A 25,329-nucleotide genomic window follows, 5' to 3' on the forward strand; every position below is an offset into this window, starting at 1 on the left:
GGGCTGTATTACAACCGGCATCGGTATTACGATCCGGTGGTGGGGAGTTATATCAATCAGGATCCGATTGGGTTAGCGGGGGGATCTCAAAATACTTCATACCCAAAATCCCCAACTACTGCTATTGACCCTCTCGGTCTTTTTGATATTGCAGGAGGCGCTTTAGATTTGTGGGGTGTTGTTTCTGGAAGGAAATCCGCAAAAAAGAGATCGTGTAAATGTGATGCAATTCTAAAGAGAAAGCAGGCATATGAAGAGTTGGTAGCAAAACTCTCGCGAGGCACCCCGATGAGTGAATGGGATAATGAGGCACTAAGATATTTAGACAAACAAAGAAAAATAGATGCACTCACGGCCGCAGAGATCGGATTTGAGTTTGGCTCAGACGCACTGATCGCTGCGGGAACTTCTGGTGGATTATCGGGAGCGAAAGCTGTTGCTGCGGAATACGGCGCAATGGTTAGCGCCACACCCAAAGGTTATGACAATTCAGCTCATGCAGCAGGGCGAGGGAATTGGACCATTTCAACATCTGATGAATGTGAATAAAATGAAAAAATACATGGCTGGTATTTTGCTGACTTCTTTCACGGTCACGGTCGCTATATATTTCTTTTACTCAAATACTCAGACTTCCGAATTTTGCATACCCAATAGCAAAAAATGCATAACCGTAAAAGGCAAATGGACTCTCCCCACTCAATTTGCAGGCAAAGAATCACTACTTATTGTAAGCACACCATTTTTCAGCAAAAAAGATAGAAAAACTCTCGATATATATTTTCCTGCAGGAGAATTTGGCGGGCTTCTTGAGAGAAAAGATGCTTTGATTGACTACAAATCATATGACTGGGGAAAAGTTATGCAATTCAATTTAAACAACGAAGCCGTAAAAAACTCTAATTCAAGCGGCTTCTTTGACGGAAAATTTTATGTAAAAGAAAAACACATAGTATTATCGTGCAACAACAATGACTGCTTGAACGATATAGTCTCTATTCAAAATCCGAAATTAACAAAATAATTAATCAACCTGCCTTCATTGAACAAGCCCACGCATGCCGCGTGAGCATGCGAACACCGTATGAATCGCAGTTATACAGTTGACTAGCGAAAATTGATTATCCATAACATGCGCAATGGACTTTCCGAATAATTTATTTACCATGTTGACCTAGAATTATTTGCATGGAGCCTGATTTTCAGTATTCGATGCTTAATTTATCTTGATAGATATATTTTCTTGAGGAAGAAAAATATATCTAACATTGATTTTGAGAATTTTTGAACAACACATTCCATTTCCAAGAGGGACACATGACCGCCAAACCCACCCAAACCCTGATTCGCATCCTGCTCGCCACCCTGTCTCTCTCCGCAGCCACTGCCACCTACGCCGCGCAGTGTCCGCTGATTCCCGATGGCAATGCCACTCTGGAAGAGTCCGAGAGGGCTGCACTGCTCAGCGAGTTCAAGTTCGAGGCGCTGGACAAGGAGCTGGCCCGCAAGCACAAGAAGAATCTTTCTTCCTCGGGCGGGGACTTGTTGACCATGCGGGATCTGCTGGGACTGCAGCAACTGAGCCTGCAGGAAGAGAACGTGATGCGCATGTGGGCGGAACAGCAGCCCAAGTCGTTCTTTGCCCAGCTCAATGCGGGCCTCTATTACGGCAACAAGGCATTTGGCGCCCGCGGCAACGCGCCGGCTTCCAGTGTGACGGGCAGCCAGTGGAACAGTGTCAAGCAGCTCAGCGCGAAGGCCCAGCCGTATCTGCAAAAGGCCATGGCGCTGGATGCCCGCTCGGCCTTGCCGCAGACGATGCTGATTGGATTGGCCGCGATGGAAAACCAGGTGGGTGGGCGTACTGCGGCGCAGTGGCTGCAGGCGGCCGATCAGGCCGATCCCAAGAACCTGGCGGCCCGCGTCAATGCCCTCAATTACCTGAGCCCGCGCTGGGGCGGGTCCTTGGAGGGCCTGGACCAAATGGTGTCACAGGCCGTGAAGTCGCTGCCATCGGCCAGCGCCGGCTATCTCCAATACAACCTGGTGCTTGCCAAGGCCAGCCATTACGAAGTCGTCGAGAAGGACAAGAGCAAGGCCCAGGCCCTCTACAAACAGGCCAAGGACATGTGCGACAACTCGGAGGCCGCACGGGCGGGCATGGTCAGGACGTACCAGTAATCAGGAAACAAGGCAGGCCCAAAGGCCTGCCTTTTTTTCTCGCCCACAGCCTGCGGGCACACACACCCTCAAAACGTCGCCGAAGGCAGATCCTGCCGGCTGAACACCAGCGACACCTTGGCTTCTTCCGGAATGGGCGGCAGTGAAGCATCCCATTGCTGCCATGCCTGGCGCAGCTCGGCCAGGCGCTGGGGCTCGCGGTCGCGCAGGTTGGCGCGTTCGCGCGGGTCCTGGGCCACGTTGAAGAGGTATTCCACGCCTTCGATCTGCAGGTATTTCCAGTCGCCGCGCACCAGGGCGCGCTGGGCGCGGTGCTTCATGCGCCAGCACAGGTCGCGCTCGGGGTTCCAGGCGCCATCGTCCATGAGGGGCAGCAGGCTGATGCCGTCCAGCGGGTAGTCGGCGTGGCCGTGCACGCCGGCGGCGGCCAGGAAGGTGGCTGACCAGTCCATGGTGAGATTGGGCGTATCGCTGACGATGCCCGCCGGCATGCGCTCGGGCCAGCGCGCCACCAGGGGCACGCGGATGCCGCCTTCGAGCAGGTCCATCTTCTGGCCGATGAAGGGCCAGTTGTTGGAGAAGCGTTCGCCGCCGTTGTCGCTGGTGAAGACGATGAGCGTGTTCTCGGCCATGCCCTTTTTCTCGAGCGCGTCCAGCACCCAGCCAATGCCTTCGTCCATGTGGTGGATCATGCGCTGGTAGGTCTCGATGGTGCCGCCGTCGGTGTGCTTGCCGAAGCCGCCGATGCGCCGCGACTCCTCCAGGTCGTCGCGCGTGAGCCAGGGCCAGTGCGGGGCGCTGTAGTGCAGGGACAGGTAGAAGGGCTTGTCGGCCGTCTGGCGCTCGACGAAGTCCACGGCGCGGCGGCTCAGCAGGTCGGTGAGGTAGCCCTCTTCCTCGTGCGGCTCCTCGTTGATCCAGAAATCGGGGCGGCCGCGCGGGTCGCAGTGGGCGAAGTAGTCGGCGCCGCCTGCGTGAAAGCCGTAGAACTCCTCGTAGCCCGACATGCGCGGGCCGAAATGCGGCGGGTAGCCCAGGTGCCATTTGCCGACCAGGGCGGTGGCGTAGCCGGCGTCGCGCAGCAGCGAGGCCACGGTGGGGTGGTCAGGCGGCAGGCCCAGCACCTTGTCGCCGTGGACGCTGGCAATCGGCTCCTCGGCGGCGCCGCGCAGGCGGTACTGCCAGCGGCCCGTGGCCAGGGCAAAGCGCGTGGGCGAGCACACGGCCGAGTTGGAATAGCCACGCGTGAAGCGCATGCCCTGCGCGGCCATGGCGTCCAGGCGGGGCGAGACATCGGTGGCGCGGCTGTGCGCATCGCGCGCGCCCGTGCAGCCGAGGTCGGCATAGCCGAGGTCATCGGCCAGGATGAAGATCAGATTGGGGCGCTGGGTTGCCATGGGAGCCAGGAGACAGTGGATGCGTTGGGAAAGGGAGTATCGCCAAAACGGCGGTGCCTCAGGGCCACAGGCCCTAGTGGCGGCTTCAGTCGTTGGTCAGGTGGATGCGCTTGACCAGGGCGGCCCACTGCGCGGACTGGCCCTTGGCGCGCGCCTGGGCCTCGGCCACGGTGGAGCCGACCATCTCGATGTCCAGGGCCTTGGCGCGTTCCTTTTGCTCGGGCGCGCGGATGGCCTCGTTCATGGCATCGACAAAGCGCTTTTGCACAGCGGGCGGCACGCCCTTGGGTGCGGCCAGCAGGATCCAGAAGGTGCCGTCGAACTCGGGGAAGCCCGACTCGGCAATGGTGGGCAGCTCGGGCGCCAGCGCCGAGCGCGTCTTGCCCGAGGTGGCCAGGGCGATCAGCTTGCCGCTCTGGACCTGGGGGAAGACCGTGGGGCCGGCCAGGAAGCCGCAGTCCACCTGGCCGCCCAGCAGGTCCTGCATGGCCGGCGCGGGGCCCTTGTAGGGCACATGGACCATCTTGGCGCCCGAGGTAGCCAGCAGCGATTCCATGACCAGGTGGCCCGGCGAGCCCGCGCCGCCCGAGGCATAGGTCAGCTCGCGCGTCTTGCTGGCGGCCACCATGTCCTTGACGGACTTGAAGCCCGTGCCCGGTCCGCAGACCAGGGTCTGCGAGAAGCGCGCAGCCACGACCAGGGTTTCCAGCGCGTCGGCCTTGTAGCCCATGTTCTTGTAGACATGGGGGTTGACGGTGAGCACCGGGTCCATGGCCCACAGCCAGGTGTAGCCATCGGGCGCGGAGCGTGCGACCTCGGCCGCGCCGATGTTGCCATTGGCGCCGGGCTTGTTGTCCACGACCACGGCCTGGCCCAGCGCCGCCTGCATGGCGGCGGCCACGGGGCGCAGAGAGATGTCGGACGGGCCGGCCGGCGGATTGGGTACGACGATGCGTATGGGCCTGGCCTTGGGCCATTCCTGGGCCAGGGCGGGCGCCGCGCACAGCACGGCGGCGGTCAGGGCCACGGCGGCACGCGCCAGGGCTGCGAGGGGGCTGGGCATACTTGTCTCCTTGTCGTTGTCTTGCGGCCAATGTACGCAGGCCGCAGACAATGCATCTAATCCATCATCCCTAGCGTAAACCCGAAACCGGCCCGCGAGCCCATGACCGACCTCCACCGCTGGCGCCACCCCGCCGTGCTCGACGACATGTTCCTCTACCACCTGGCGCGGCTGCAGGCGGCCGCTGGCAGCCGCGTGGTGCGCCTGTGCGAGGGCCGCTACGGCATCACACGGCGCGAGTGGCGCATGCTCTGCCTGCTGGCCGAGGCCGGGCAGCTGCAGCCCTCGCAGCTGGCCGAGCAGGCGCAGCTGGACCGCACGCGCACCTCGCGCGCGGTCACGGCTCTGCTGGCCAAGGGGCTGTTGTGGAAAGAAAGCCAGGTGGGCGATGCGCGCCGCGCACTGCTGCGCCTGAGCGACACGGGCCGCGCCCTGCATGCCGAGCTGTTCCCGCAGGTGCAGGCCATCAACCGCGAGCTCATGGACGCCGTGCCCGAGCCCGAGCTGCAGGCCATGGCCAGCGCCTTTGCCCGCATCCGTACGCGGGCGCGGGAGCTGGAGGCCAGCAGCCCGCCGCCCAAGGCGCCGCGCAATCGCAAGAAACCGGCAGCGCCCTGAAGCCAAGGTCCAGGAGGTCAATCACCCCTGCAGATACACCACATGCGTGTGCGTGTACTCGTACAGGCCGTGCTTGCCGTCGGCCCCGCCCACGCCCGACTTGCGCACGCCCGCGTGGAAGCCCTGCATGGCCTCGAAGTTCTCGCGGTTGATGTAGGTCTCGCCGAAGTCGATCTCGCGCATGGCCTGCATGGCCTTGGACAGGTCGCGCGTGTACAGCGACGAGGTCAGCCCATATTCGCAGTCGTTGGCCAGGGCGATGGCCTCGTCCAGGTCATCCACCACCTGGATGGGCAGTACGGGGCCGAAGATTTCCTTGCGCATGATCTCCATGCCGGCATGGCAGCCGGCCAGTACCGTGGGCTGGAAGTGAAAGCCCGCGCCAAGGTCTGCGGCCTGCCCGCCCGTGACCAGTTGCGCGCCGTCGGCGATGGCCTGGCGCACCTTGGCCTGCACGCTGTCCAGGCCCTTTTGGTTGATCAGCGGGCCCATTTCCACGTCGGGCCGCGCAATCGGGTCGCCGTAGCGCGTGGCTGCCATGGCCTGGGCGATGCGGGCCGTGAACTCCTCGGCCACCTGGCGCTGCACGTAGACGCGTTCGGCGCAGTTGCAGACCTGGCCGGTGTTGATGATGCGCGAGTCGCGGATGGCGCGCACGGCCAGGTCCAGGTCGGCATCGGCCAGCACGATGGCCGGGGCCTTGCCGCCCAGCTCCAGGTTGAGCTTGGTGATGTGGGGCGCGGCGGCAGCGGCGATGCGCTCGCCCGTGCCCACGCTGCCCGTGAAGCTGACCATGTCCACGCCCGCATGGCCGGCCAGTGCAGCGCCCGTGCCGCCCTGGCCATAGACCACGTTGAACACGCCGGCCGGCAGCTCGCACTGGGCCAGCAGCTCGGTGAAGGCGTGGCAGTTGATGGGCGTTTCCTCGCTGGGTTTGATGACGATGGTGTTGCCCGTGAGCAGGGCCGGCGCCATCTTGCGGGCGATCAGGAAGAAGGGAAAGTTCCAGGGCAGGATGCCCGCGACCACGCCCAGCGGCTTGCGCAGCAAAAAGATCTGCTCGTTGGCCCGGTCGCTGGTGATGACCTCGCCCTCGATGCGGCGCGCCCATTCGGCCATGTAGTCCAGATAGTCGGCGGTGAAGTTCACCTCCACCTCGGCCAGGCCCAGGACCTTGCCCTGCTCCTCTGTGATGGTGCGCGCAATGCGCGCGGCGTTGTCGCGGATGCGGGCCGCCACGCGGCGCAGGTACTGCGCGCGCTCCACGGCCGGGCGGCGCGCCCAGGCTTTGTGGGCGCCGCGCGCAGCGGCGATGGCGCGGTCCACATCGGCCTGGCTGGACAGGGGCGAGCGCGCCAGCACCGCGCCCGTGGCGGGGTTGGTCACCTCATGCAGTTCGGCGCTGTCGGTGAAGCTGCCGGCGATGAAATTGCGCAGCACGGGAAGGGATGCCATGGAGTTCTCCTTGGGTTCAGTAGGTGCGGGATTCAGGGGCCGCCTGGTCCGTGGCTTGGGTGGCGCGATAGCGCCCCAGGTTGGCCAGCGCAGCCTGGCGCAGCAGGCTGATGTCTATGCCCACGGCGATGAAGCGGCAGCCCCAGTCCGCATAGCGGCGCGCATCCTCCTCGCGCGGCGCGAGGATGCCGCAGGCCTTGCCGGCGGCCAGCGTGGCCTGGACGGTACGGCGTATGGCGTCCTGCACCTCGCCCTGGCTGGCGTCGCCCGCGTGGCCCATGCCCGTGGACAGGTCGGCGGGGCCGATGAAGACGGCATCCACACCCTCGACGGCCGCAATCTCGGCGGCGTTGGCCACGCCCCGGGGCGATTCGATCTGCACGATCAGGCACAGCTGTTCATGCGCCGTGCGGATGTAGTCGGGCACGGCATCCCAGCGCGTGGCCCGCGTCAGGCCGCCGCCCACGCCGCGCACGCCGTGGGGCGGGTAGCGCATGGCGCGCACCAGTTCGCGCGCCTGTTCGGCCGTCTCCACCATGGGCACCATCAGCGTCTGCACGCCCACGTCCAGCAACTGCTTGATGAGCACGGTGTCACCCTGCACGGCGCGCACCACCGGGTGCGTGCCGTAGGGCGCCACGGCCTGCAGCTGGCCCAGCAGCGTGGGCACGGTGTTGGGGGCATGCTCGCCATCGACCAGCATCCAGTCGTAGCCCGTGGTGGCGATGATCTCGGCCGCATAGGGCGTGGCAAAGCCGGCCCAGATGCCGTACAGCGGCTCGGCGCGCCGCAGCGCGGCCTTGAAGGGGTTGGCAGGCAGTTGCATGGCGGGCTCCTTCAGTGCGTGTACGGGCGGTGCAGGGCGCACTCGGGATTGAGCTCCACGCCGAAGCCAGGCCTGTCCAGCGCCGACAGGCGCATGCGGCCGTTGACGGGCACGGGCTCGCCCAGCAGTTGCGGATGGAACATGGGCACGACCTCGTCGGCCTTGGGGGCCATCATCAGGAACTCGGCAAACGGGCTGTTGTGGCGCGTGGCCACGAAGTGGTAGCTGTAGACGCTGGAGCCATGCGGGATGACCAGGGCCTGGTGGGCATCGGCCAGGGCCGAGATCTTGAGCAGCTCGGTGATGCCGCCGCACCAGCCCACGTCGGGCTGGATGATGTCGCAGCAGCCCATCTCCAGCAGCTGGCGAAAGCCCCAGCGCGTGGCCTCGTGCTCGCCCGTGGTCACCAGCATGCCGGTGGGCACGTTCTTGCGCAGGGCCGCGTAGCCCCAGTAGTCGTCGGGCGGCAGGGCCTCCTCGATCCACTTGAGGCCATGGGCCTGCGCACCCTGGGCCAGGCGCGTGGCGTAGTTCACATCCAGGCTCATCCAGCAATCCAGCATGAGCCAGAAGTCCGGGCCCACGCGCTCGCGCATGGTGGCCAGCTCCTGCAGGTTGCGGCGCAGGCCCTCCTCGCCCTCGGCCGGGCCGTGGTGCAGCGGCATCTTGCCGCCGATGAAGCCCATCTTCTGCGCCAGGTCGGGCCGCGCGCCCGTGGCGTAGAACTGCAGCTCGTCGCGCACGGCGCCGCCCAGCAGCTGGTGCACGGGCTCGCCGCGCACCTTGCCCAGCAGGTCCCACAGCGCCAGGTCCACGCCCGAGATGGTGTTGATGACGATGCCCTTGCGGCCGTAGTACAGCGTGGACAGGTACATCTGGTCCCAGATGCGCTCGATGTCAGTGACCCGGGCGCCTTCGAGAAAGCGCGCCAGGTGCTTTTCGACGATGTAGGCCGCAGGCTCGCCGCCCGTGGTCACGGCAAAGCCCACGCGCCCGGCGCTGTCCTCGATCTCCACCACCAGCGTGCCCAGCACGTTGATGCCGAAGCTGCGGCGGCTTTGCCGGTACTCGGGATACTTGGCCATGGGCGTGGCGATGTGGTCGTCGATCCAGTGGCCGTCGGACTGGTCGTGGTAGTCGGCGCCGCCGCCCTTGAGCGTGAAGGCGCGCACCTGCTTGATGGTGGGGATCTGTGTCATGGGATGGTTCTGCTCCGTGTGCAAGTGGTTCAGGCGGCCGACGGTGCGGCCAAGGCCGGCGCCAGGCGTGCGCGCACGCCCAGCACCAGAGCCGCAGCCAGCAGCGTGGTGCCGGCCAGCAGGTACAGGCCGGCCGCCGGGGAGTGGAAGAAGCCCTCGGCCCAGTTCTTGACGATGGGGGCGATGAAGCCGCCCACGGCGCCGAGGGAGTTGATGAAGGCGATGCCGCCAGCGGCCGCAGCGCCGGCCAGCGTGTTGGCGGGAAAGGTCCAGAACACGGGCTGCACGGCGATGAAGCCGGCCGCCGCCAGGCACAGCGCGGCCACACCCAGCAGGGGGCTGGAGAAACTCACCGATGCAGCCATGCCCACGGCAGCCATCACCAGCGTCAGGCTGGCGATGCCGCGCGGCTGGCCTGTTCGCTCGGCATGGCCCGGAATCCACCAGGCGGCCAGCAGCGCGCACAGCCAGGGAATGGCCGAGACCACGCCCACCAGCAGGCCCACCTTGGTGCCCAGCAGGCCTGCCACCTGGCTGGGCAGGTAGAACACCACGCCATAGACGCTGGCCTGGATCAGCAGATAGATCAGCGCCAGGTAGAGCACGCGCGGCTGGCACAGCGCGGCCAGCAGGCTGTGGCCGTGGCTGCCCTTGGCGCGCTCTTCGCTGTCGAGAATGTCCTGCAGCAGCGCCTTGTCCTCGCGGCTGAGCCAGGTGGCGTCGGCGGGGCGGTTGTCCAGGTGGAAATACGCCCAGATGCCCACGGCCACCGCCATCAGCCCCTCCACCGCGAACAGCCACTGCCAGCCGTGCCAGCCGCCCATGCCGTCCAGCTCCAGCAGCAGGCCCGACAGCGGGCTGCCGAAGATGAAGGCCAGCGGCGCGCCGAAGTAGAAAAAGCCCATGGCCTGCGCGCGGTGCGCCGCCGGGAACCAGTAGGTCAGGTACAGGATGACGCCGGGGAAGAACCCCGCCTCGGCCACGCCCAGCAAAAAGCGCAGCACGTAGAACGTGGTCTGGTCGTGGGCGAACATCATGGCCGCCGACACCAGGCCCCAGGTGACCATGATCCGGCACATCCACATGCGGGCGCCCACGCGGTGCATGATCAGGTTGCTGGGCACTTCCAGCAGCGCATAGCCTGCGAAGAACACGCCCGCGCCAAAGGCGAAGGCCGCATCGCTGATGCCGGTATCGGCCTGGAAGGCCACCTTGGCAAAGCCCACGTTGGCCCGGTCCAGGAAGGCCATGATGTACATGAGCAGCAAAAAGGGCAGCAGGCGCCAGGAGATCCTGGCGAGCAGGGGAGCGGGGAGTTTTTTCATGACTTTCCTTGCAGGCAATGAGAGGCCGTCACGCCCGGTCGTCCGGAGCGCTGAAGGCGTGCTTTGTGAAGGTGCGAGCGCGGCCGCGGCGTTGGTGCCGGTCGCGTCAGCGCGTCATGAAACAGGCGATGGGCTGTGCATGTCTTGTCTCCTGGATTGGGTCTGTTTTTTCTTGTCGCAGGGCCAATGTACGGCGCATGATCGATGCTCAACAAATCGAATTTCGGTCACATCCGATACCTTGTGCTTATGCCTGACAAGCCGCCCGAATCCACCCCGCCCGTGCTGCACCGCAGCCTGCTCAACCGCCTGCGCTACAAGCACCTGCACATGCTGGTGGCGCTGGGATCGAGCCTGAACCTGCACCGCGCATCGCTGAGCCTGGCCATGTCCCAGCCTGCGGCCACGCGCATGCTGCGCGAGATTGAGGACATGTTCGGCTGCCAGCTGTTCGAGCGCCTGCCGCGCGGCATGCGGCCCACGGCGCTGGGCGCGCAGCTGGTGCGGTTTGCCGAGGCCTCGCTCAACAGCCTGGACCGCTGCGCCGAAGACCTGGCCGCGCGCCGCCAGGGCGGCTACGGCTACCTGTCCATCGGCACCATCATGGGCGCAGCACCCGACCTGGTGATGACGGCCGTGGCGCGCATGAAGGCGCAAAGCCCGCAGCTGCGCCTGCGCATCATGGGCGACACCAGCGACCAGATCCTTCGCCTGCTGGACCAGCGGCGCATCGACATGGCCATTGCGCGGCGCAGCCCTGCGGCCCACAGCAGCAGCTACAGCTTCGAGGAACTGGGCAACGAGCGGCTGCTGGTCGTCGTGCGCAGCGGCCATCCGCTGACACGCCGGCGCAAGCTGGGCTGGCAAGAGCTTGTCGGCGACTGGCCCTGGATACTGCAGCCGGCCACCAGCCCCGCGCGCATCGCGCTCGATCAGTTGCTGCAGCGCCTGGAGCTGCCCGCACCGGCCGACATCATCGAATGCAGCTCGGTGTACTCCATGCAGCAGCTGGTGCAGCTGACCGACGCCGTGATGCTGCTGTCCGAATCCGCGCTCAAGGACTATCTGCGCATGGGCCTGGTCAGGGCGCTGCCGGTCTGCATCGACGTGCCCATGGCGCCCTTCGGCATCCTCACCCGCACCGACGACGCGCCCACGCAGGAGCAGCAGCGCTTCATCGCGCTGCTGCGTGCGCAGGCCCGGGGGCTGGCTCAGGCGGGTTGAGCCAGCACCTGCCCCATCGCGGCCTGGAACCTCGGATCCAGCATGGCGCTGACGTTGCACCGCGACCAGCGCGAGACAGCCGAGGGATCGACATGGAAGACACGGCCCGGCGCCATGCTGAGCTTGCGCGGCACCAGCTGCTCGGCCAGGCGCAGCGAGTCCAGCACACCGGGGAAGGCCACCCACAGGTACAGGCTTTGCGGGCTGCGCGCAAAGACTTCGCAGCCGTGGGCATCGAGCCAGCCCAGCGCCTGGGCCGTGGCCTGGCCCAGCTTGTGGCGCAGGCGCACCAGGTGGCGCTCGTAGTGGCCTTCGCGCAGCATCACGTCCACCATGCGCTCGCAGTACTCGGAGCCGCTGACGTGGATCAGCGCCTTGAGGTCGGCCAGGTCGCTGGCCAGCGCATCGTTGCAGGCGATGAAACCCACGCGCAGCGCGGCCGAGAAGGACTTGGAGAAGCTGCCGATGTAGATGGTGCGCTCCAGCTGGTCCAGCGTGGACAGGCGCACGGCCGAGGTGGGCTTGAAGTCGGCCAGCGGATCGTCTTCTACGATGAGCAGGTTGTGGCGCTCGGCCAGCTGCAGCACCTTGTAGGCCTTGGCGGCCGAGATGTCCGAGCCCGTGGGGTTGTGGGCCAGCGACTGCGTGAAGAACAGGCGCGGCCGGTGCTGGGCCAGCAGTGACTCGAGCGCGGCCACGTCGGGCCCGTCGGCCAGGCGCGGCACGCCGACCACATGGGCGCCGGCCAGCCTGAGCTTGCCGAACAGCGGGTAGTAGCCGGGCTCGTCCACGAGCACGGTGGCCCCCGGCGGCACGAAGTAGCGGATGACCAAGTCCATGGCCTCGTTGGCGCCATGGGTCAGCACCAGCTGGCCCGGCGTGGCCTGCAGGCCGAAGTCGCCCAGCTTGCGCACCAGGCTGTCGCGCAGCGGCGCATAGCCGTAGCGGCTGCCGTAGCGGAACAGCGATCCCAGCCCCGTGCGCACCACCTTCTGGTGGTAGCGGTCCAGCCGCATGTCGGCCAGCCATTCCACGGGCGGAAAGCCGTCGCCCACGCCCACGCAGTCGGGCTGGGTCTTGAGCTGCTCGCGCATCAGCCAGACGATGTCCATGGCGCGGCCCAGCTGGCCCGCGTCCTCATCGGTGCGCTGGGCACCGCGCCCCGTGCCCAGCACGTAAAAGCCCGAGCCCCGGCGCGGCTCCACGATGCCGCGCGAGACCAGCAGGTCGAAGGCCGAGACCACGGTGTTCTTGGCATAGCGGTGCAGTTGCGCCAGCTCGCGCAGCGAGGGCAGCTTGTCGCCGGGGCGGTACACGCCGTCGGCGATCTGCTGGCCGATCAGGTCGGCCAGCTTCTCGGCAATGGGGGCCGAGCGCCCTCTGGTGTCTGCCATGCGCCCTCCGTTCATGTTGCAGTGCGATGGTACTGTTCCCCGAAACTGTACCTTTTGAAAGCGGTACAGTTTTCCTACAGTCCGGCGACCAGAGTTTTGATCCGAGGAGATGTCTTCCATGGTTGCCGATTCGCGCCTGCCCAATTTCCGTGCCCTCACACCGGCCCAGCGCCGGGATTTCCTGGCCGATGCCTGCGGCCTGTCCGATGCCGAGCGTACCCTGCTCGCCGCCCCCGGCGCCCTGCCCCTGGCGCTGGCCGACGGCATGATCGAGAACGTGTTCGGCAGCTTCGAGCTGCCGCTGGGCGTGGCCGGCAACTTCCGCGTCAACGGCCGCGACGTGCTGGTGCCCATGGCGGTGGAGGAGCCCTCGGTGGTGGCCGCCGCCTCGTACATGGCCAAGCTGGCGCGCGAGGACGGGGGCTTTCAGACCTCCAGCACGCTGCCGCTGATGCGCGCCCAGGTCCAGGTGCTGGGCGTGACCGATCCGCACGGCGCGCGCCTGGCCGTGCTGCAGGCGCGTGCGCAGATCATCGAGCGCGCCAACAGCCGCGACAAGGTGCTGATCGGCCTGGGCGGCGGCTGCAAGGACATCGAGGTCCACGTCTTCCCCGACACGCCGCGCGGCCCCATGCTGGTGGTCCACCTGATCGTGGACGTGCGCGACGCCATGGGCGCCAACACCGTCAACACCATGGCCGAATCGGTGGCACCCCTGGTCGAGCAGATCACGGGCGGCAGCGTGCGGCTGCGCATCCTGTCCAACCTGGCCGACCTGCGGCTGGCCCGCGCCCGCGTGCGGCTCACGCCGCAGACCCTGGCCACGCAGGAGCGCAGCGGCGAGGAGATCATCGAAGGCGTGCTGGACGCCTATACCTTCGCGGCCATCGACCCCTACCGCGCGGCCACGCACAACAAGGGAATCATGAACGGCATCGACCCCGTCATCGTGGCCACGGGCAACGACTGGCGCGCGGTCGAGGCCGGCGCCCATGCCTATGCCAGCCGCAGCGGCAGCTACACCTCGCTGACGCGCTGGGAAAAGGATGCCGGCGGCGCACTGGTCGGCAGCATCGAGCTGCCCATGCCCGTGGGCCTGGTCGGCGGCGCCACCAAGACCCATCCGCTGGCACGCCTGGCGCTGAAGATCATGGACCTGCAGTCCGCCCAGCAGCTGGGCGAGATCGCCGCCGCCGTGGGCCTGGCGCAGAACCTGGGCGCCCTGCGCGCCCTGGCCACCGAAGGCATTCAGCGCGGCCACATGGCCCTGCATGCCCGCAACATCGCCCTGGTGGCCGGCGCCACGGGCGACGAGGTCGATGCCGTGGCGCGCCAGCTGGCCGCCGAGCACGACGTGCGCACCGACCGCGCGCTGGAAGTGCTGGCCGCGCTGCGCGCCAGGGCCTGACCAGCGCGCGGCCCCACAAACAAAAACCCAAGGAGACACACATGACAAGCAAGGATCCCGCCGACTGGCGGCTGGCCGAGGTCTGGGGCGACACCGTGGACCTGCGCCACCTGGCCTGGGCGATTGCCATCGGCACCGGCATCAGCGTGCTGGGCTTCTACCTGGCCAGCCGCTGGCTGGCCACGGTGGTCGAGTCGCGCCAGCTGGCCCACGCCTACGCCATGCTCGCGGGCCTGGCAGGCTGCGTGATCGCCGGCGTGATCTGCGCACGCGCCTTTCCGCCCAAGCGGGAAGTGACCGAGCTGGACACCTCGAACGACCCCGAATGGCGCCGCGAAGTGCTGGAGGAACTGGCGCGCCAGCCCGGAGGCCTGGGCACGGTGCAGGACCTGCCGCCCGCCGTGGTGCAGGAACTCAAGGAGCTCAAGCTCTACGAGCTGTTCGCCGACAAGGCCGGGAGGGCATGAGATGGAAACCCTGCTGACCAATGACATCGCCGTCGCGGCCGCGATGGGACTGATAGGCGCCGTGGTGTTCGCCGCCATCGGCCTGGTCTCCGGCACGGACGAGACCACCACGCTGGCCCCGCTCACCCTGCTGGTGGTGCTGCTGGGCGTGCCGCCCGCCGGCGTGTTCACCTTCTTCCTGGCCGGCGCCGTGGCCAAGCACATGACGCATGCCGTGCCCACGGCGCTGCTGGGCATTCCCGGCGACACGCTGGCCACGCCGCTGCTGCAGGACGCCAACATGCTGCGCAAGCTGGGCGTGCCCCACATCGCGCTGCGCAAGATGGTCTCGGGCGGCATCGTCGCGGCCTTTGTCGCCGTGCCGCTGGCCGTGCTGTTCGCGGTGATGCTGGCGCCTTTCGGCAGCATGATCACCAAGACGGCGCCCTGGATCTTCCTGGCCGCCGCCCTCCTCATCGCCTACTTCTCGGCGGGGCGCTGGGCCTCGGTGATGCTGCTGATTCCGTTCGTGGTCGTCATCATTGCGCTGCAAAGCCTCACCGCCAAATACGAGGTCAAGCTCAGCATCAGCTACTTCCTGGGCATTGCCATCGGGCCGCTGATCGCCGACCTGTTCACCGTGATCTCGCCGGCAGGCCGCCAGCGCATGCTGCGCGACAAGGTGCGCCAGTTCAACCTGGCGCCCGACGTGAAGGGCTGGTCGGGCTACTTCCCCAACCCGCTCAAGGTGCTGGACCGCGTACAGACGCGCTGGACCCTGGCCACGGCCACCATCTCCAGCGCCACCTTCGTCTTCAGCCCCGTGGCCATGACCGTGGTGCTGGGCGAGCTGGTGGGCTCGCGCATCAAGCATGCCTACCACCGCCTGACCACGGTGCTGAGCGCGCGCAACGGCGTGACCGAGGCCACCTACATCGCCGAGGCGCTGATCCCGCTGATCGCCTTCGGCCTGCCGCTGAGCCCCGTGGCCGCCGGCCCCGCCGCGCCGCTGTTCAACGCGCCGCCGCGCTTCACCGTCGATGCCGCCACGGGCCAGGTGAACAACCTGCACAACCTGCTCAGCCACTGGGAGTTCCTGGGCTACGGCATGCTGGCCGTGCTGCTGGCGGCCCTCGTGTCCTACCCCTTCGCCATGAACTTCGCGCGCAGCGCGGCGCTGTTCGTCTCGCGCCGGGTCAGCCACGAGGCCATCATCGCCACCTTCGTGGGCCTGATCATCGTCATCAGCGTCTGGGAAGGCCAGTTGCTGGGCCTGCTCGTGATCCTGACCATGGGCCTGCTCGGCGGCCTGCTGTCACGCGGCTTCGGCTTCAACACCGGCGTGCAGTTCATGGGCTACTACACGGCCGTGCTGAGCGTTCCGGCGCTGGTGAAGCTGTTCTGATTTTTGCGCCGCAAGGGTCAGAACATTCTGAGATTTGGGGGCAGCGCCGCACCCGCCGCCCACAAGGCCCAAGGCCGTTGCCATACTGGGTCACCGAGGCCGCCGCACCGCTGGCGGCCTCTTCCTTTGTGTCTGGCTTTGTGTCTGTCGTTTCTGCGAGGTGCCCATGGGTCTGGCCCTGGTTCAAAGTCGTGCGCTGCTGGGGCTGGCCGCCCCGCGTGTCACTGTGGAAGTGCATCTGGCCAACGGCCTGCCGTCGTTCACGCTGGTGGGCCTGGCCGATGTCGAGGTCAAGGAAGCGCGTGAACGCGTGCGCTCGGCGCTGCTGAACTCGGGGCTGGAGTTCCCGAGCAACAAACGCATCATCGTCAACCTGGCACCCGCCGACCTGCCCAAGGATTCGGGGCGCTTCGACCTGCCGATTGCGCTGGGCATTCTCGCGGCCAGCGGGCAGATCAATGGCGATGCACTGGCCGAGCATGAATTCGCAGGCGAGCTGTCGCTGTCGGGTGCGCTGCGGCCCGTGCGCGGCGCGCTGGCCACGGCCCTGGCCCTGCACCGCCAGCAGGACGGCGCCCGCCTGGTGCTGCCGCCGGGCAGCGCGCAGGAGGCGGCCTTCGTGCCATCGGCCCAGGTGTTCTGCGCGCACCACCTGCTGGACGTGGTGCGCCGCTTCATCACTCGCTCGGCCAATGCCCTGGTGCAGACGGAGCAGGAAACGGACGATGCCTGCTGCAGCGACGAAAGCGAGGACACCGGCGAGACCGACGAAACCGACGAAACCGACGCCTTGCCGGCAGCAGGCGACACCCAGACATGCTCCGGCCCGGGCTGGCATGCAGTGCAGCCTCAGCCCGCTGCCCCAGTGCGCAGCAGCCTGGATCTGGCCGAGGTGCGCGGCCAGGCCCAGGCGCGGCGAGCGCTGGAAATCGCTGCGGCCGGAGGCCACGGCCTGCTGCTGGTGGGGCCGCCGGGCTCGGGCAAGTCCATGCTGGCCCAGCGCTTTGCCGACCTGCTGCCGCCCATGAGCGATGACGAGGCGCTGGAGGCCGCCGCCATCGCCAGCCTGGCCGGCCGCTTCACGCCCGAGCGCTGGCGCCAGCGCCCCACGGCCAGCCCGCATCACACGGCCAGTGCCGTGGCCCTGGTCGGAGGAGGCTCGCCGCCGCGTCCTGGCGAGATCTCGCAGTCCCACCACGGCGTGCTCTTCCTCGATGAATTCCCCGAGTTCGCGCGCAGTGCGCTGGAGGCGCTGCGCGAGCCGCTGGAGACCGGCCAGATCACCATCGCCAGAGCCGCCCAGCGCTGCGAATTTCCCGCGCGCTTCCAGCTGGTCGCGGCCATGAATCCCTGCCCCTGCGGCCATTGGGGGTCGACGGTGCAGCGCTGCCGCTGCACGCCCGACAAGGTGGCGCGCTACCAGGCGCGCATCAGCGGCCCGCTGCTGGACCGCATCGACCTGCATGTGGAAGTCGGCGCCCTGCCCCCGCAGGAGCTGCTGGCCGCGCGCTCGGGCGAAACCAGCGAGGCCGTGCGCGAGCGCGTGGTCCAGGCCCGCGCGCTGGCCGTGCAGCGCCAGGGCAGTGCCAACCACCAGCTCCAGGGCCAGGCCCTGGACGACCACCTGGGCCTGTCGCCCGAGGCCCTGACTTTCGCCCACAAGGCCGCCGCACGCCTCGGCTGGTCGGCCCGCAGCACCCACCGCGCGCTCAAGGTGGCGCGCACCATTGCCGACTTGGCCGGCAGCGCGGCAGTGGAGACGGGGCATGTGGCCGAGGCCATGCAGTATCGGAGGGTGTTGCGGTTGCCGCCATGAGGTTCTGCGTTGGATGCAGTTGCCGGGGTTTGTTGGATCTGTTTCTGGAATTCCGAAATTTCCACTTGAAAGAAACGAAGTACTCCTGAATTTCGGAATATTGGAAATTGTTTTGAAAATTCCCGAAGAAATCCTAAAATTTCGGAATATCAGAAATAAGGCCAATCCATCCATGCCGTCTTCCACGCCCATGAACGACCCGCAGCAGGATCGCCCGCAGCCCGGGGCCGTGGTCATCGCTGACCTGTCCGGGCTCGGCGCCCAGATCCGCGCCATGCGCAAGGCCCAGCAACTGCGCATCGATGACACGGCAGCCCTGTGCGGCGTGTCGCTGGATCTGCTCTCCCGTCTGGAGAACGGCAAGGGCGGCGTGGGCTCCGACAAGCTGCTGGCCGTACTCGACGGGCTGGGCCTGACCATGGTCATCGCGCCCAAGCAGGACGCCCTGATGGCACGACTTCCACGGGCCTGAAGCGCACATGGGCACGTCGCCGTCGCTTTCGCTTTCGCTTTCGCTGTGGAACGATGTCGGCACGCACGTGGCCGATGTGACCCACGACCCGCACAACGATTTCTGGGGGCTGCGGTATGCGCCTGCATGGCTGGAGCAGGAACGGCCTTTCTACCTGGCGCCCTGCTTGCCGCTGGCCGCTCCCGAAGGGGGCTACGACTCGCGCTCCATCCGGCGTTTCATCGAGAACCTGCTGCCCGAAGGCGCGGCGCTGGATGTGGTGGCCAGAAGTCAGGGCATAGGCAAGGGCAACATCTTCGGTCTGATACGCGCCCTCGGCGCCGAGACCACCGGGGCCTTCCGGTTTCAGGCCGACGGCAGCAAGCCCGATCCCCAGGCCGCCAATGCCGCTCGCCCCATATCGACAGCCGAACTCGCCCAACGCATTGCAGACCGAGACACACGCCCTTTCATCGAGTGGGATGGCAAAGTGCGCATGTCGGTGGCCGGCTACCAGGACAAGCTGCCCGTGCACGTGGAAGGCGAGAGCGTGCAGGAAGGCACCATCTTCCTTCCCGACAACGTTCCGTCCACCCACATCCTCAAACCCCAGCCGCGCGACAGCGCGATGCCGCACATGGTGGTGAACGAGCATTTCTGCATGCGCCTGGCAGCGGCCATGCGCTTGCCGGCAGCCGAGGTGCAGATGCTGCACGTGCCACAGCCGGTGCTGGCAGTCAGGCGCTTTGACCGTGCGCGGCAGGCGCCGCAAAGGCGGGTCCTGCGCACCCACATCATCGATGCATGCCAAGCGGGCGATCTGCCCGTCAGCTACAAGTACGAGCACCACATCGGCAGCGTGGGCGATGCCCGGCTATACCGCGACGGCATGAGCTTTCCCCGGCTGTTCGGTCTACTGGAGCACTCGGTGGCGAAGGCTGCGGACAAGCTGGCAATGATCCGATGGGCGTTGTTCCAGATACTGATCGGCAATGGCGACGCACATGGCAAGAACTTCTCCTTCCACGTGCTGCCGCAGGGCCTGGCGACCGCACCCTGGTACGACCTCGTCAGCGTGGCCCAGTATCCCGATGTGTCCCAGGAACTGGCCATGGCCTTCGGCGACTGCTTTGCGCTGGAGGAACTCACACCCTTCGAGTTTGCGCATTTCGCCCACCTGTGTGCGATAGACCGCAGGCTGCTCACACGTGAAGCCCAGCGCATGGCCAAGGCAGCCCCTGGTGCGGCGGCCAAGGTTCTGCGCGAATCGCCTTACACGCCAGAAGAACACGCCTTCGCCCAGCGCATCGCCGCCTATGCGACCGCCCAGGCCCAAAGACTGGTGGACATCGCCCAGAAGGCAGCAGCCTTGCCTTCCGACCTGTTCTGAGCCTCAGGCAGACGCCGCCGGGACTTCCTCCAGGCCAAGGGCCTCTTCGCCCTGCACACCCTCGATCCCCAACACCTCCACGCAGGCATGCAGCGCAGGCGACCAGCCCTGGCGCGCGGGCACGACGAACCAGGTTTCCACGCGGGCGACTTCCTGGGCGAGTGCGCCGGGCAGGGCCGTGATGTGCACGCCGAAGCGGTGCTGCTGGGCCTGGACCACGCTGCGCGGCAGCAGGCCGTAGCCCATGCCGGCGGCCACGCAGCCGAGGATGGCGTCCAGCGACCCCATTTCCATGATGCGTGCGGCCACGCCACGCGCGGCCAGCAGCAGTTCGATGCGCTGGCGGTAGCTGCAGCCCTGGCGGAAGGCCAGGAAGGGCACGGCGCTGAGCTGGGCGGCATCGGGAAAGCGCGGCAGCGCGAAGGCCGTGACCAGCACCAGCTCCTCCTCGAAGACGCGCCAGCCCTGCAGGCGGGACTGGGGCGGCATGCCTGAGACGAAGGCGCAGTCCAGCCGCCCGGCAAGCAGGTCGGCCAGCAGCTCGGCCGTGGTGGCCGTGCGCAGCTCCAGGTCCAGGCCGGGCTGGGCCTGGTGCAGGCGTGCCAGCAGCGGCGGCAGGCGCAGCGCGGCCGTGGTTTCCATGGAGCCTATGCGCAGCGCGCCGGCGGCCCGGGCGCTGCCCTGCAGCAGGGCCAGCGCCTCGTCATGGTCGGCCAGCATGCGCCGCGCGTATTGCTCCAGCAGGCGGCCTGCGGGCGTGGCGTGCACGGGTGCGCTGCGCTCCAGCAGTTGCACGCCGGCCTCGTCCTCGAGCTTTTTCACATGGGCCGTCACGTTGGACTGCACGGTGTGCAGTTGCTGCGCGGCGGCGCCGAAGCTGCCGCTGTCGCAGACGGCCAGGAACATGCGCAGGGACTTCAGTTGCATCGCGGCTCCAGTGACATCCATCTTCAATCGAGATCGACGCCATCATTTTGAATCATTGGACATGATGGGCGGCAGCGCCTAATGTATGCCCATCCTCCCCGCATGGCGCCCACTCCCGTGATCCAACGCAACGAAACTTCCCTGCTGCTGACCGGCTTCATGGCCACGCTCAGCGGCGTCGGCCTGGCGCGCTTTGCCTACACGGCGCTGATGCCGCAGATGGTGCATGCCGGCTGGTTCAGCGGCGAGCAGGTGGCCTACCTGGGTGCGGCCAACCTGCTGGGCTATCTGATCGGGGCGCTGGCCGCCGCGCCGCTGGCCGAACGCCTGGGCGCGCTGCGCGTGCTGCTGTGGTGCTGGGTGGCCCTGGCGCTGAGCTTTGCGGCCTGCGCCTGGCCGCTGCCCATGCCCTGGTTCTTTGCCTGGCGCTGCATCTCGGGCATTGGCGGCGCCATCCTGATGGTGCTGGGCCCCTCCGTGGCCCTGGCGGCCACGCCCGTGCAGCGGCGCGCGGCCCTGGGGCCGCTGATGTTCTGCGGCATAGGTGCCGGCGCCCTGCTGTCGGCCACGCTGATACCGCTGCTGGCGCGCCAGAGCCTGGGCGCCGTCTGGTGGGCGCTGGCGGCGGTCTGCGCCTGGGCCGGCTGGCTGGGCTGGCGCCATGTGCGGCGGCTGCCGGTGCCTGCACCCATTGCCATCACGCCCCATGCCCGGCCCGTGCCCGCCGCGCCCCTGTGGACGCTGCCCGTGGTGCTGGTGATGCTGGCCTATATGACGGACGCCTTCGGCTTTGTGCCGCACACGGTGTTCTGGGTGGACTACCTGGCGCGCGAGTTGCAGTTGGGCGATGCCTATGCCTCCACGCAGTGGGCCGTGTTCGGCCTGGGCGCCATTGCCGGGCCGCTGGTGGCCTCGCTGTGCGCCACGCGCTTTGGCTGGTGGGGCACGACCACGGGCGCCTATGCGGTCAAGACCCTGGCCATTGCCATGCCGCTGTTCTGGGTGGGATTTGCGGGGCATGCGACCTCGTCCTTTCTGGTGGGCGCCTTGTCGCCGGGCATGGCGGCCATCACCTCGGGCTACCTGATGCAGCTGATCGGCCCCGTGCAGCACAAGCGCATGTGGGGCTATGCCACGGCGGCCTTTGCGCTGATGCAGGCCGTGTCGGGATATTTCATGGCCTGGAGCTATGCGGGCCTGGGCTCGTACCAGCGCCTGTTCGTCATCGGCAGCGTGTCGCTGCTGCTGGGCACGCTGATGATCGCCGCCAGCCGCGCAAGCGCGCGCCGGCAGGCCGCCGCATGAGTGCGCGGATTCGAGACAGGAAACAAGGAGTCGTATGAGCACCGCAAAGACCGCGTGGATGGCCCGACTGGGCATGCGCCATCCCATCATCCAGGCCCCCATGGCCGGCACGTCCACGCCCGCGCTGGCGGCTGCAGTCACCGATGCGGGCGGCCTGGGCTCGCTGGGCATTGGCGCCAGCGGCACGGAGCAGGCGCGCCAGCAGCTCGTGCAGACGCGCGCGCTGACCTCGGGCGCCTTCAACGTCAACCTGTTCTGCCACCGCCCGGCCCGGGCCGATGCGCAGCGCGAGGCCGCCTGGCTGGCCCATCTGGCGCCCGAGTTCGCGCGCTTTGGCGCCAAGCCGCCGGCCGACCTGAACGAGATCTACGCCACCGCCGTCGGCAACGCGGCGCTGCAGGCCATGCTGCTGCAGGAGCGGCCTGCCGTGGTGAGCTTTCATTTCGGGCTGCCTGAGCAGGGCTTCATCGACGCGCTGCGCGCGGCCGGCATCGTGACCCTGGCCAGCGCCACGTCGCTGGACGAGGCGCGCCAGGTGGAGCAGGCCGGTGTCGATGCCATCGTGGCCCAGGGCGTGGAGGCCGGGGGACACCGCGGCACGTTCGATCCCGCGCAGGACCGCATGATGGGCACCTTCGCCCTGGTGCGCGTGCTGGCGCGCAACACGGCCCTGCCGGTGATCGCGGCGGGCGGCATCATGGACGGCGAGGGCATTGCGGCCGCGCTGGGCCTGGGCGCCTGTGCGGCGCAGCTGGGCACGGCCTTCATCCTCTGCCCTGAATCGTCCGCCAGCCCGGCCTACCGTGCCGAGCTGCGCAGCGAACGCGCCCACCACACAGGCATCACCGCCGCCATCTCGGGCCGGCCGGCGCGCGGCATGGTCAACCGGCTGCATGTGCTGGGCGCCAGCCATGGCCAGCCCCTGCCCGACTACCCGCGCGTCTACGACGCGGGCAAGGCGCTGCACCAGGCGGCGTCCGCCCAAGGCAGCTCCGACTACGCAGCCCACTGGGCCGGCCAGGGTGCGCCGCTGGCGCGTGAGATGCCGGCCGCTGCGCTGGTGCAGACGCTGGCCGGCGAACTGGCGCGCGCTCAGAGGGCCTGATCGCTCAGGCAGGCATGTCCAGCGCCGCCAACCCCTGCTCCAGGTCGGCGATGAGGTCGCGCGGCGACTCCAGGCCGATGTGCAGGCGCACCACGTGCCCGCGCGCACTCCAGTCGGTGACGCTGCGCGCCTGCGCCATGTGCGCGGCCGTCGCCAGGCTTTCGTAGCCGCCCCAGGAGGCGCCGATGCCGAAGAGGCGCAGGCCGTCGATGAAGCGGTCCACGGCGGCCTCGGCGGTGCCGGGCTGCAGCTCCAGCGACACCAGGCCGTTGGTGCCCTGGCAGTCGCGCAGCCACAGCGCATGGCCGGGGTGCGTGGGCAGCGCGGGGCAGAACACGGTGGCCACGGCCGGGTGCTGCTGCAGCCAGTGCGCCACCTCCAGCGCATGCGCCTCGTGCATCTGCAGCCGTGCGGCCAGCGAGCGCATGCCGCGCAGCACCAGCCAGGCATCGTCGGGGCTGACCGCCATGCCGAAGGCATCGCAGCGCGCGGCCAGTGGCTCCCAGGCGGCCTCGGTGGTGGCCACGGTGCCCATCATCACGTCGGAGTGGCCCGACAGGTACTTGGTGGCTGCCATCACCGAGACATCGGCCCCCAGCGCCAGCGGCCGGTACTGGCAGCCCGACCCCCAGGTGTTGTCGGCCACGACCAGGGCGCCGCGCGCATGGGCCATGGCCGCCAGCGCGGGCAGGTCGCACATCTCGTAGACCAGGGAGCCCGGGCATTCGGCATAGACCATGCGGGTGTTGGGGCGCATGCGCGCCTGGGCGTCGCTGCCATCGGCCGCGAAGAAGTCGTACTCGATGCCGTAGGGCCGCAGCCATTGCCCGGCCAGGTGGCGCACGGGCTGGTAGGCGCTGTCGGTCAGCAGCACATGGTCGCCGGGGCGCAGGTAGCTGAGCAGGGCCATGCCGATGGCCGCCAGGCCGGTGGGCAGCAGCCGCGTGCGGTGGGCGCCTTCCAGCTCGCTGACGGCGTCTTCCAGCGCAAAGCCGGTGGGCGTGCCGCGCGCGCCGTAGCTGAAGATGCGCTCGCCAGCGCGGCGCTTGCGCATCTCGCGCTGCTGTGCCGTGCTTTCGAACAGCACGGTGCTGGCGCGCACCAGGGGCGGGTTGACGGCCGCGCCGCCCGCATAGGCCGGGCGCTTGCCCGCATGCAGCAGCCGGGTCTGCAGGTCCAGCGCGGGGGCGCCAGGGGCCGATGAGCCAGGCACGGGGGCGTGTTCGGCAGCCATCAGTCGATCTTCGCGCCCGAGAGCTTGACCACGCGCGACCAGCGCTCCATGTCCTGGCGCAGCTGGGCGGCAAAGGCCTCGGGCGTATTGGCCACGACTTCGCTGCCGCCATCGACGACGAGTTTGGTCACTTCCGGCAGTTGCAGGGTGCGCACGATGGCGTCGTGCAGATAGGCAACGCGCTCGGGCGGCGTGCCGGCGGGAGCAAAGAAGCCGTACCAGTCCTCGAAGCGCGCATTGCGCAGGCCCAGTTCCTCCAGCGTGGGCACCTTGCCGAACACGCCGATGCGGCGCGGGCTGGTGACGGCCAGCGCACGCACCTGGCCCGCCTGGATCATGCCGGCCACGGACGAGGTGGAGGTGATCAGCACATCGACCTGCTGGCCCAGCAGATCGTTGATGGCCGGCCCCGCGCCCTTGTAGGGCACATGGGTCATGGGTACGCCGTTTTCCTTGGACAGCACCACGCCCACCAGGTGCGACAGCGTGCCGTTGCCGGGCGTGGCATAGGTGACGCGGCCCGGCTCGCCCTTGCTGCGCGCCACCAGGTCGGCAAAGCTCTTGAGGGGCGAGGCCGAGGCCACCACGATGGCCAGCGGCGCCGCGTTGATCTGCGTGATGGGCACGAAGTTCTTGAGCGGATCGAAGCCCGGCGCGCTGTAGAGCGCGGGGTTCACCGCCATCAGCGAGACCTGCCCCGTGAGCACGGTGTAGCCATCGGGCTTGGCCTCGGCCACGGCCTTGGCGCCGATGTTGCCGCCCGCACCGCCCCGGTTTTCCACCACGGAGGGCTGGCCCGTGGCCTCGGTCAGCCGCGTGGTGACCCAGCGCGTGCTGGCGTCGTTGCCGCCGCCCGGCGGGAAGGGCGAGATGAAGCGGATCGGCTGGCCCGGATAGCCGTTGCGCGCAGCCAGCGGCTCGGCCGTGGCCTGCGAGAGCATGGCCAGGGCCGCGAGGCCGGCGGCCAGCATCCTGGCCAGGGTGGGGATTGCGAACATGTCTTGTCTCCTGTCGTTATGTGATCTGATTTATGTCGCTCTACGGCAAGTCAGCGATATATGGCGCTGCCTTTGCAACTGACGTGACTTTGGCCAGGGGCACCAAGCAAGGGCCGCCCCCGCAGCGAGGGTGCCGTCCCCCTCCCGCGCAGCGAGAGAGGG

The 25,329-nt window shown here is 67.5% G+C and carries 23 protein-coding genes; 13 read left to right on the forward strand and 10 right to left on the reverse strand.

Going from position 1 to position 25,329, the window contains the following annotated elements:
- From IAE24_RS23055 to IAE24_RS23065, 3 genes are all read left to right on the forward strand, one after another.
- Nucleotides 1-549: RHS repeat-associated core domain-containing protein (locus tag IAE24_RS23055; protein ID WP_199961810.1), on the forward strand; the 549-nt coding region annotated here is incomplete at its 5' end.
- Between the two features lie 13 nt (nucleotides 550-562).
- Entirely contained in the window at nucleotides 563-1,024 is a 462-nt protein-coding gene (locus tag IAE24_RS23060) for a hypothetical protein (protein ID WP_200016390.1), read from the forward strand.
- 293 nt (nucleotides 1,025-1,317) lie between these two features.
- Nucleotides 1,318-2,181: a DUF4034 domain-containing protein gene (locus tag IAE24_RS23065; RefSeq protein WP_199961812.1), complete on the forward strand. Its 864-nt coding sequence runs from the start codon at nucleotides 1,318-1,320 to the stop codon at nucleotides 2,179-2,181.
- 68 nt (nucleotides 2,182-2,249) lie between these two features.
- Here the strand turns inward: IAE24_RS23065 and IAE24_RS23070 are convergent, their stop codons facing one another.
- Nucleotides 2,250-3,578, reverse strand: a complete 1,329-nt coding sequence (locus IAE24_RS23070) for a sulfatase family protein (protein WP_063327736.1) — start codon at nucleotides 3,576-3,578, stop codon at nucleotides 2,250-2,252.
- Between the two features lie 85 nt (nucleotides 3,579-3,663).
- A complete protein-coding gene (locus IAE24_RS23075) occupies nucleotides 3,664-4,641 on the reverse strand; it encodes a tripartite tricarboxylate transporter substrate binding protein (protein WP_013800171.1) in 978 nt (325 codons plus the stop codon).
- A 102-nt stretch (nucleotides 4,642-4,743) separates the two neighbouring features.
- Here IAE24_RS23075 and IAE24_RS23080 point away from each other — a divergent pair, with 102 nt between their 5' ends.
- On the forward strand, nucleotides 4,744-5,259 hold the full coding sequence (locus tag IAE24_RS23080) for a MarR family winged helix-turn-helix transcriptional regulator (RefSeq protein ID WP_013800170.1): 516 nt from the start codon (nucleotides 4,744-4,746) through the stop codon (nucleotides 5,257-5,259).
- Between the two features lie 21 nt (nucleotides 5,260-5,280).
- Here IAE24_RS23080 and aldA read toward each other — a convergent pair whose 3' ends face one another.
- From aldA to IAE24_RS23100, 4 genes are read right to left on the reverse strand one after another with little or no spacing between them, the layout of a single operon-like run.
- Nucleotides 5,281-6,714 carry an aldehyde dehydrogenase gene (gene aldA, locus IAE24_RS23085; RefSeq protein ID WP_199961813.1) on the reverse strand — a complete coding sequence of 478 codons (1,434 nt, stop codon included), beginning with the start codon at nucleotides 6,712-6,714 and terminating at the stop codon, nucleotides 5,281-5,283.
- A gap of 16 nt (nucleotides 6,715-6,730) precedes the next feature.
- Complete coding sequence (locus tag IAE24_RS23090; protein WP_199961814.1) at nucleotides 6,731-7,540, reverse strand: HpcH/HpaI aldolase family protein; 810 nt, start codon at nucleotides 7,538-7,540, stop codon at nucleotides 6,731-6,733.
- 11 nt (nucleotides 7,541-7,551) lie between these two features.
- Nucleotides 7,552-8,739: an L-rhamnonate dehydratase gene (gene rhmD, locus IAE24_RS23095; protein WP_016452099.1), complete on the reverse strand. Its 1,188-nt coding sequence runs from the start codon at nucleotides 8,737-8,739 to the stop codon at nucleotides 7,552-7,554.
- A gap of 29 nt (nucleotides 8,740-8,768) precedes the next feature.
- Complete coding sequence (locus IAE24_RS23100) at nucleotides 8,769-10,064, reverse strand: MFS transporter (RefSeq protein ID WP_013800166.1); 1,296 nt, start codon at nucleotides 10,062-10,064, stop codon at nucleotides 8,769-8,771.
- Between the two features lie 249 nt (nucleotides 10,065-10,313).
- On the opposite strand from IAE24_RS23100, the gene IAE24_RS23105 reads away from it, so the two are divergent.
- Nucleotides 10,314-11,288, forward strand: a complete 975-nt coding sequence (locus IAE24_RS23105) for a LysR family transcriptional regulator (protein WP_233626340.1) — start codon at nucleotides 10,314-10,316, stop codon at nucleotides 11,286-11,288.
- Here the strand turns inward: IAE24_RS23105 and IAE24_RS23110 are convergent.
- Nucleotides 11,276-12,682 (reverse strand): aminotransferase-like domain-containing protein, encoded by a 1,407-nt coding sequence (locus tag IAE24_RS23110; RefSeq protein WP_043823186.1) that lies wholly within the window; start codon nucleotides 12,680-12,682, stop codon nucleotides 11,276-11,278. The two genes, IAE24_RS23105 and IAE24_RS23110, sit on opposite strands and share 13 nt — an antisense overlap.
- Before the next feature lie 118 nt (nucleotides 12,683-12,800).
- Here IAE24_RS23110 and IAE24_RS23115 point away from each other — a divergent pair, with 118 nt between their 5' ends.
- The 6 genes from IAE24_RS23115 (at nucleotide 12,801) to IAE24_RS23140 (ending at nucleotide 19,598) form a co-directional block, all read left to right on the forward strand.
- Nucleotides 12,801-14,090, forward strand: a complete 1,290-nt coding sequence (locus IAE24_RS23115) for a hydroxymethylglutaryl-CoA reductase, degradative (protein WP_199961816.1) — start codon at nucleotides 12,801-12,803, stop codon at nucleotides 14,088-14,090.
- Nucleotides 14,091-14,131: 41 nt separating this feature from the next.
- Nucleotides 14,132-14,557 carry a hypothetical protein gene (locus tag IAE24_RS23120; RefSeq protein ID WP_016448616.1) on the forward strand — a complete coding sequence of 142 codons (426 nt, stop codon included), beginning with the start codon at nucleotides 14,132-14,134 and terminating at the stop codon, nucleotides 14,555-14,557.
- Nucleotide 14,558: 1 nt separating this feature from the next.
- The gene (locus IAE24_RS23125; protein WP_013800161.1) at nucleotides 14,559-15,941 is read left to right on the forward strand and encodes a tripartite tricarboxylate transporter permease; all 1,383 of its coding nucleotides are present in this window, start codon (nucleotides 14,559-14,561) and stop codon (nucleotides 15,939-15,941) included.
- 166 nt (nucleotides 15,942-16,107) lie between these two features.
- Nucleotides 16,108-17,757, forward strand: a complete 1,650-nt coding sequence (locus IAE24_RS23130) for a YifB family Mg chelatase-like AAA ATPase (RefSeq protein WP_199961817.1) — start codon at nucleotides 16,108-16,110, stop codon at nucleotides 17,755-17,757.
- Nucleotides 17,758-17,929: 172 nt separating this feature from the next.
- A complete protein-coding gene (locus IAE24_RS23135) occupies nucleotides 17,930-18,229 on the forward strand; it encodes a helix-turn-helix domain-containing protein (RefSeq protein WP_199961818.1) in 300 nt (99 codons plus the stop codon).
- 7 nt (nucleotides 18,230-18,236) lie between these two features.
- Nucleotides 18,237-19,598: a HipA domain-containing protein gene (locus IAE24_RS23140; protein ID WP_199961819.1), complete on the forward strand. Its 1,362-nt coding sequence runs from the start codon at nucleotides 18,237-18,239 to the stop codon at nucleotides 19,596-19,598.
- A gap of 3 nt (nucleotides 19,599-19,601) precedes the next feature.
- Here IAE24_RS23140 and IAE24_RS23145 read toward each other — a convergent pair whose 3' ends face one another.
- Nucleotides 19,602-20,525, reverse strand: a complete 924-nt coding sequence (locus IAE24_RS23145) for a LysR family transcriptional regulator (protein ID WP_199961820.1) — start codon at nucleotides 20,523-20,525, stop codon at nucleotides 19,602-19,604.
- A gap of 102 nt (nucleotides 20,526-20,627) precedes the next feature.
- Between IAE24_RS23145 and IAE24_RS23150 the strand changes: the two genes are divergently transcribed.
- Entirely contained in the window at nucleotides 20,628-21,830 is a 1,203-nt protein-coding gene (locus tag IAE24_RS23150; protein WP_043796544.1) for a YbfB/YjiJ family MFS transporter, read from the forward strand.
- Between the two features lie 34 nt (nucleotides 21,831-21,864).
- Nucleotides 21,865-22,935 (forward strand): NAD(P)H-dependent flavin oxidoreductase, encoded by a 1,071-nt coding sequence (locus IAE24_RS23155; protein ID WP_199961821.1) that lies wholly within the window; start codon nucleotides 21,865-21,867, stop codon nucleotides 22,933-22,935.
- A 4-nt stretch (nucleotides 22,936-22,939) separates the two neighbouring features.
- Here the strand turns inward: IAE24_RS23155 and metC are convergent, their stop codons facing one another.
- A complete protein-coding gene (metC, locus tag IAE24_RS23160; protein ID WP_199961822.1) occupies nucleotides 22,940-24,169 on the reverse strand; it encodes a cystathionine beta-lyase in 1,230 nt (409 codons plus the stop codon).
- Entirely contained in the window at nucleotides 24,169-25,167 is a 999-nt protein-coding gene (locus IAE24_RS23165) for a Bug family tripartite tricarboxylate transporter substrate binding protein (protein WP_199961823.1), read from the reverse strand. The genes metC and IAE24_RS23165 overlap by 1 nt, the downstream gene beginning before the upstream one ends.
- Between the last annotated feature and the right edge of the window lie 162 nt (nucleotides 25,168-25,329).

Origin of the sequence: Delftia sp. S65 (assembly GCF_016516495.1) — a bacterium.
GTDB classification, from domain to species: domain Bacteria; phylum Pseudomonadota; class Gammaproteobacteria; order Burkholderiales; family Burkholderiaceae_C; genus Comamonas; species Comamonas acidovorans.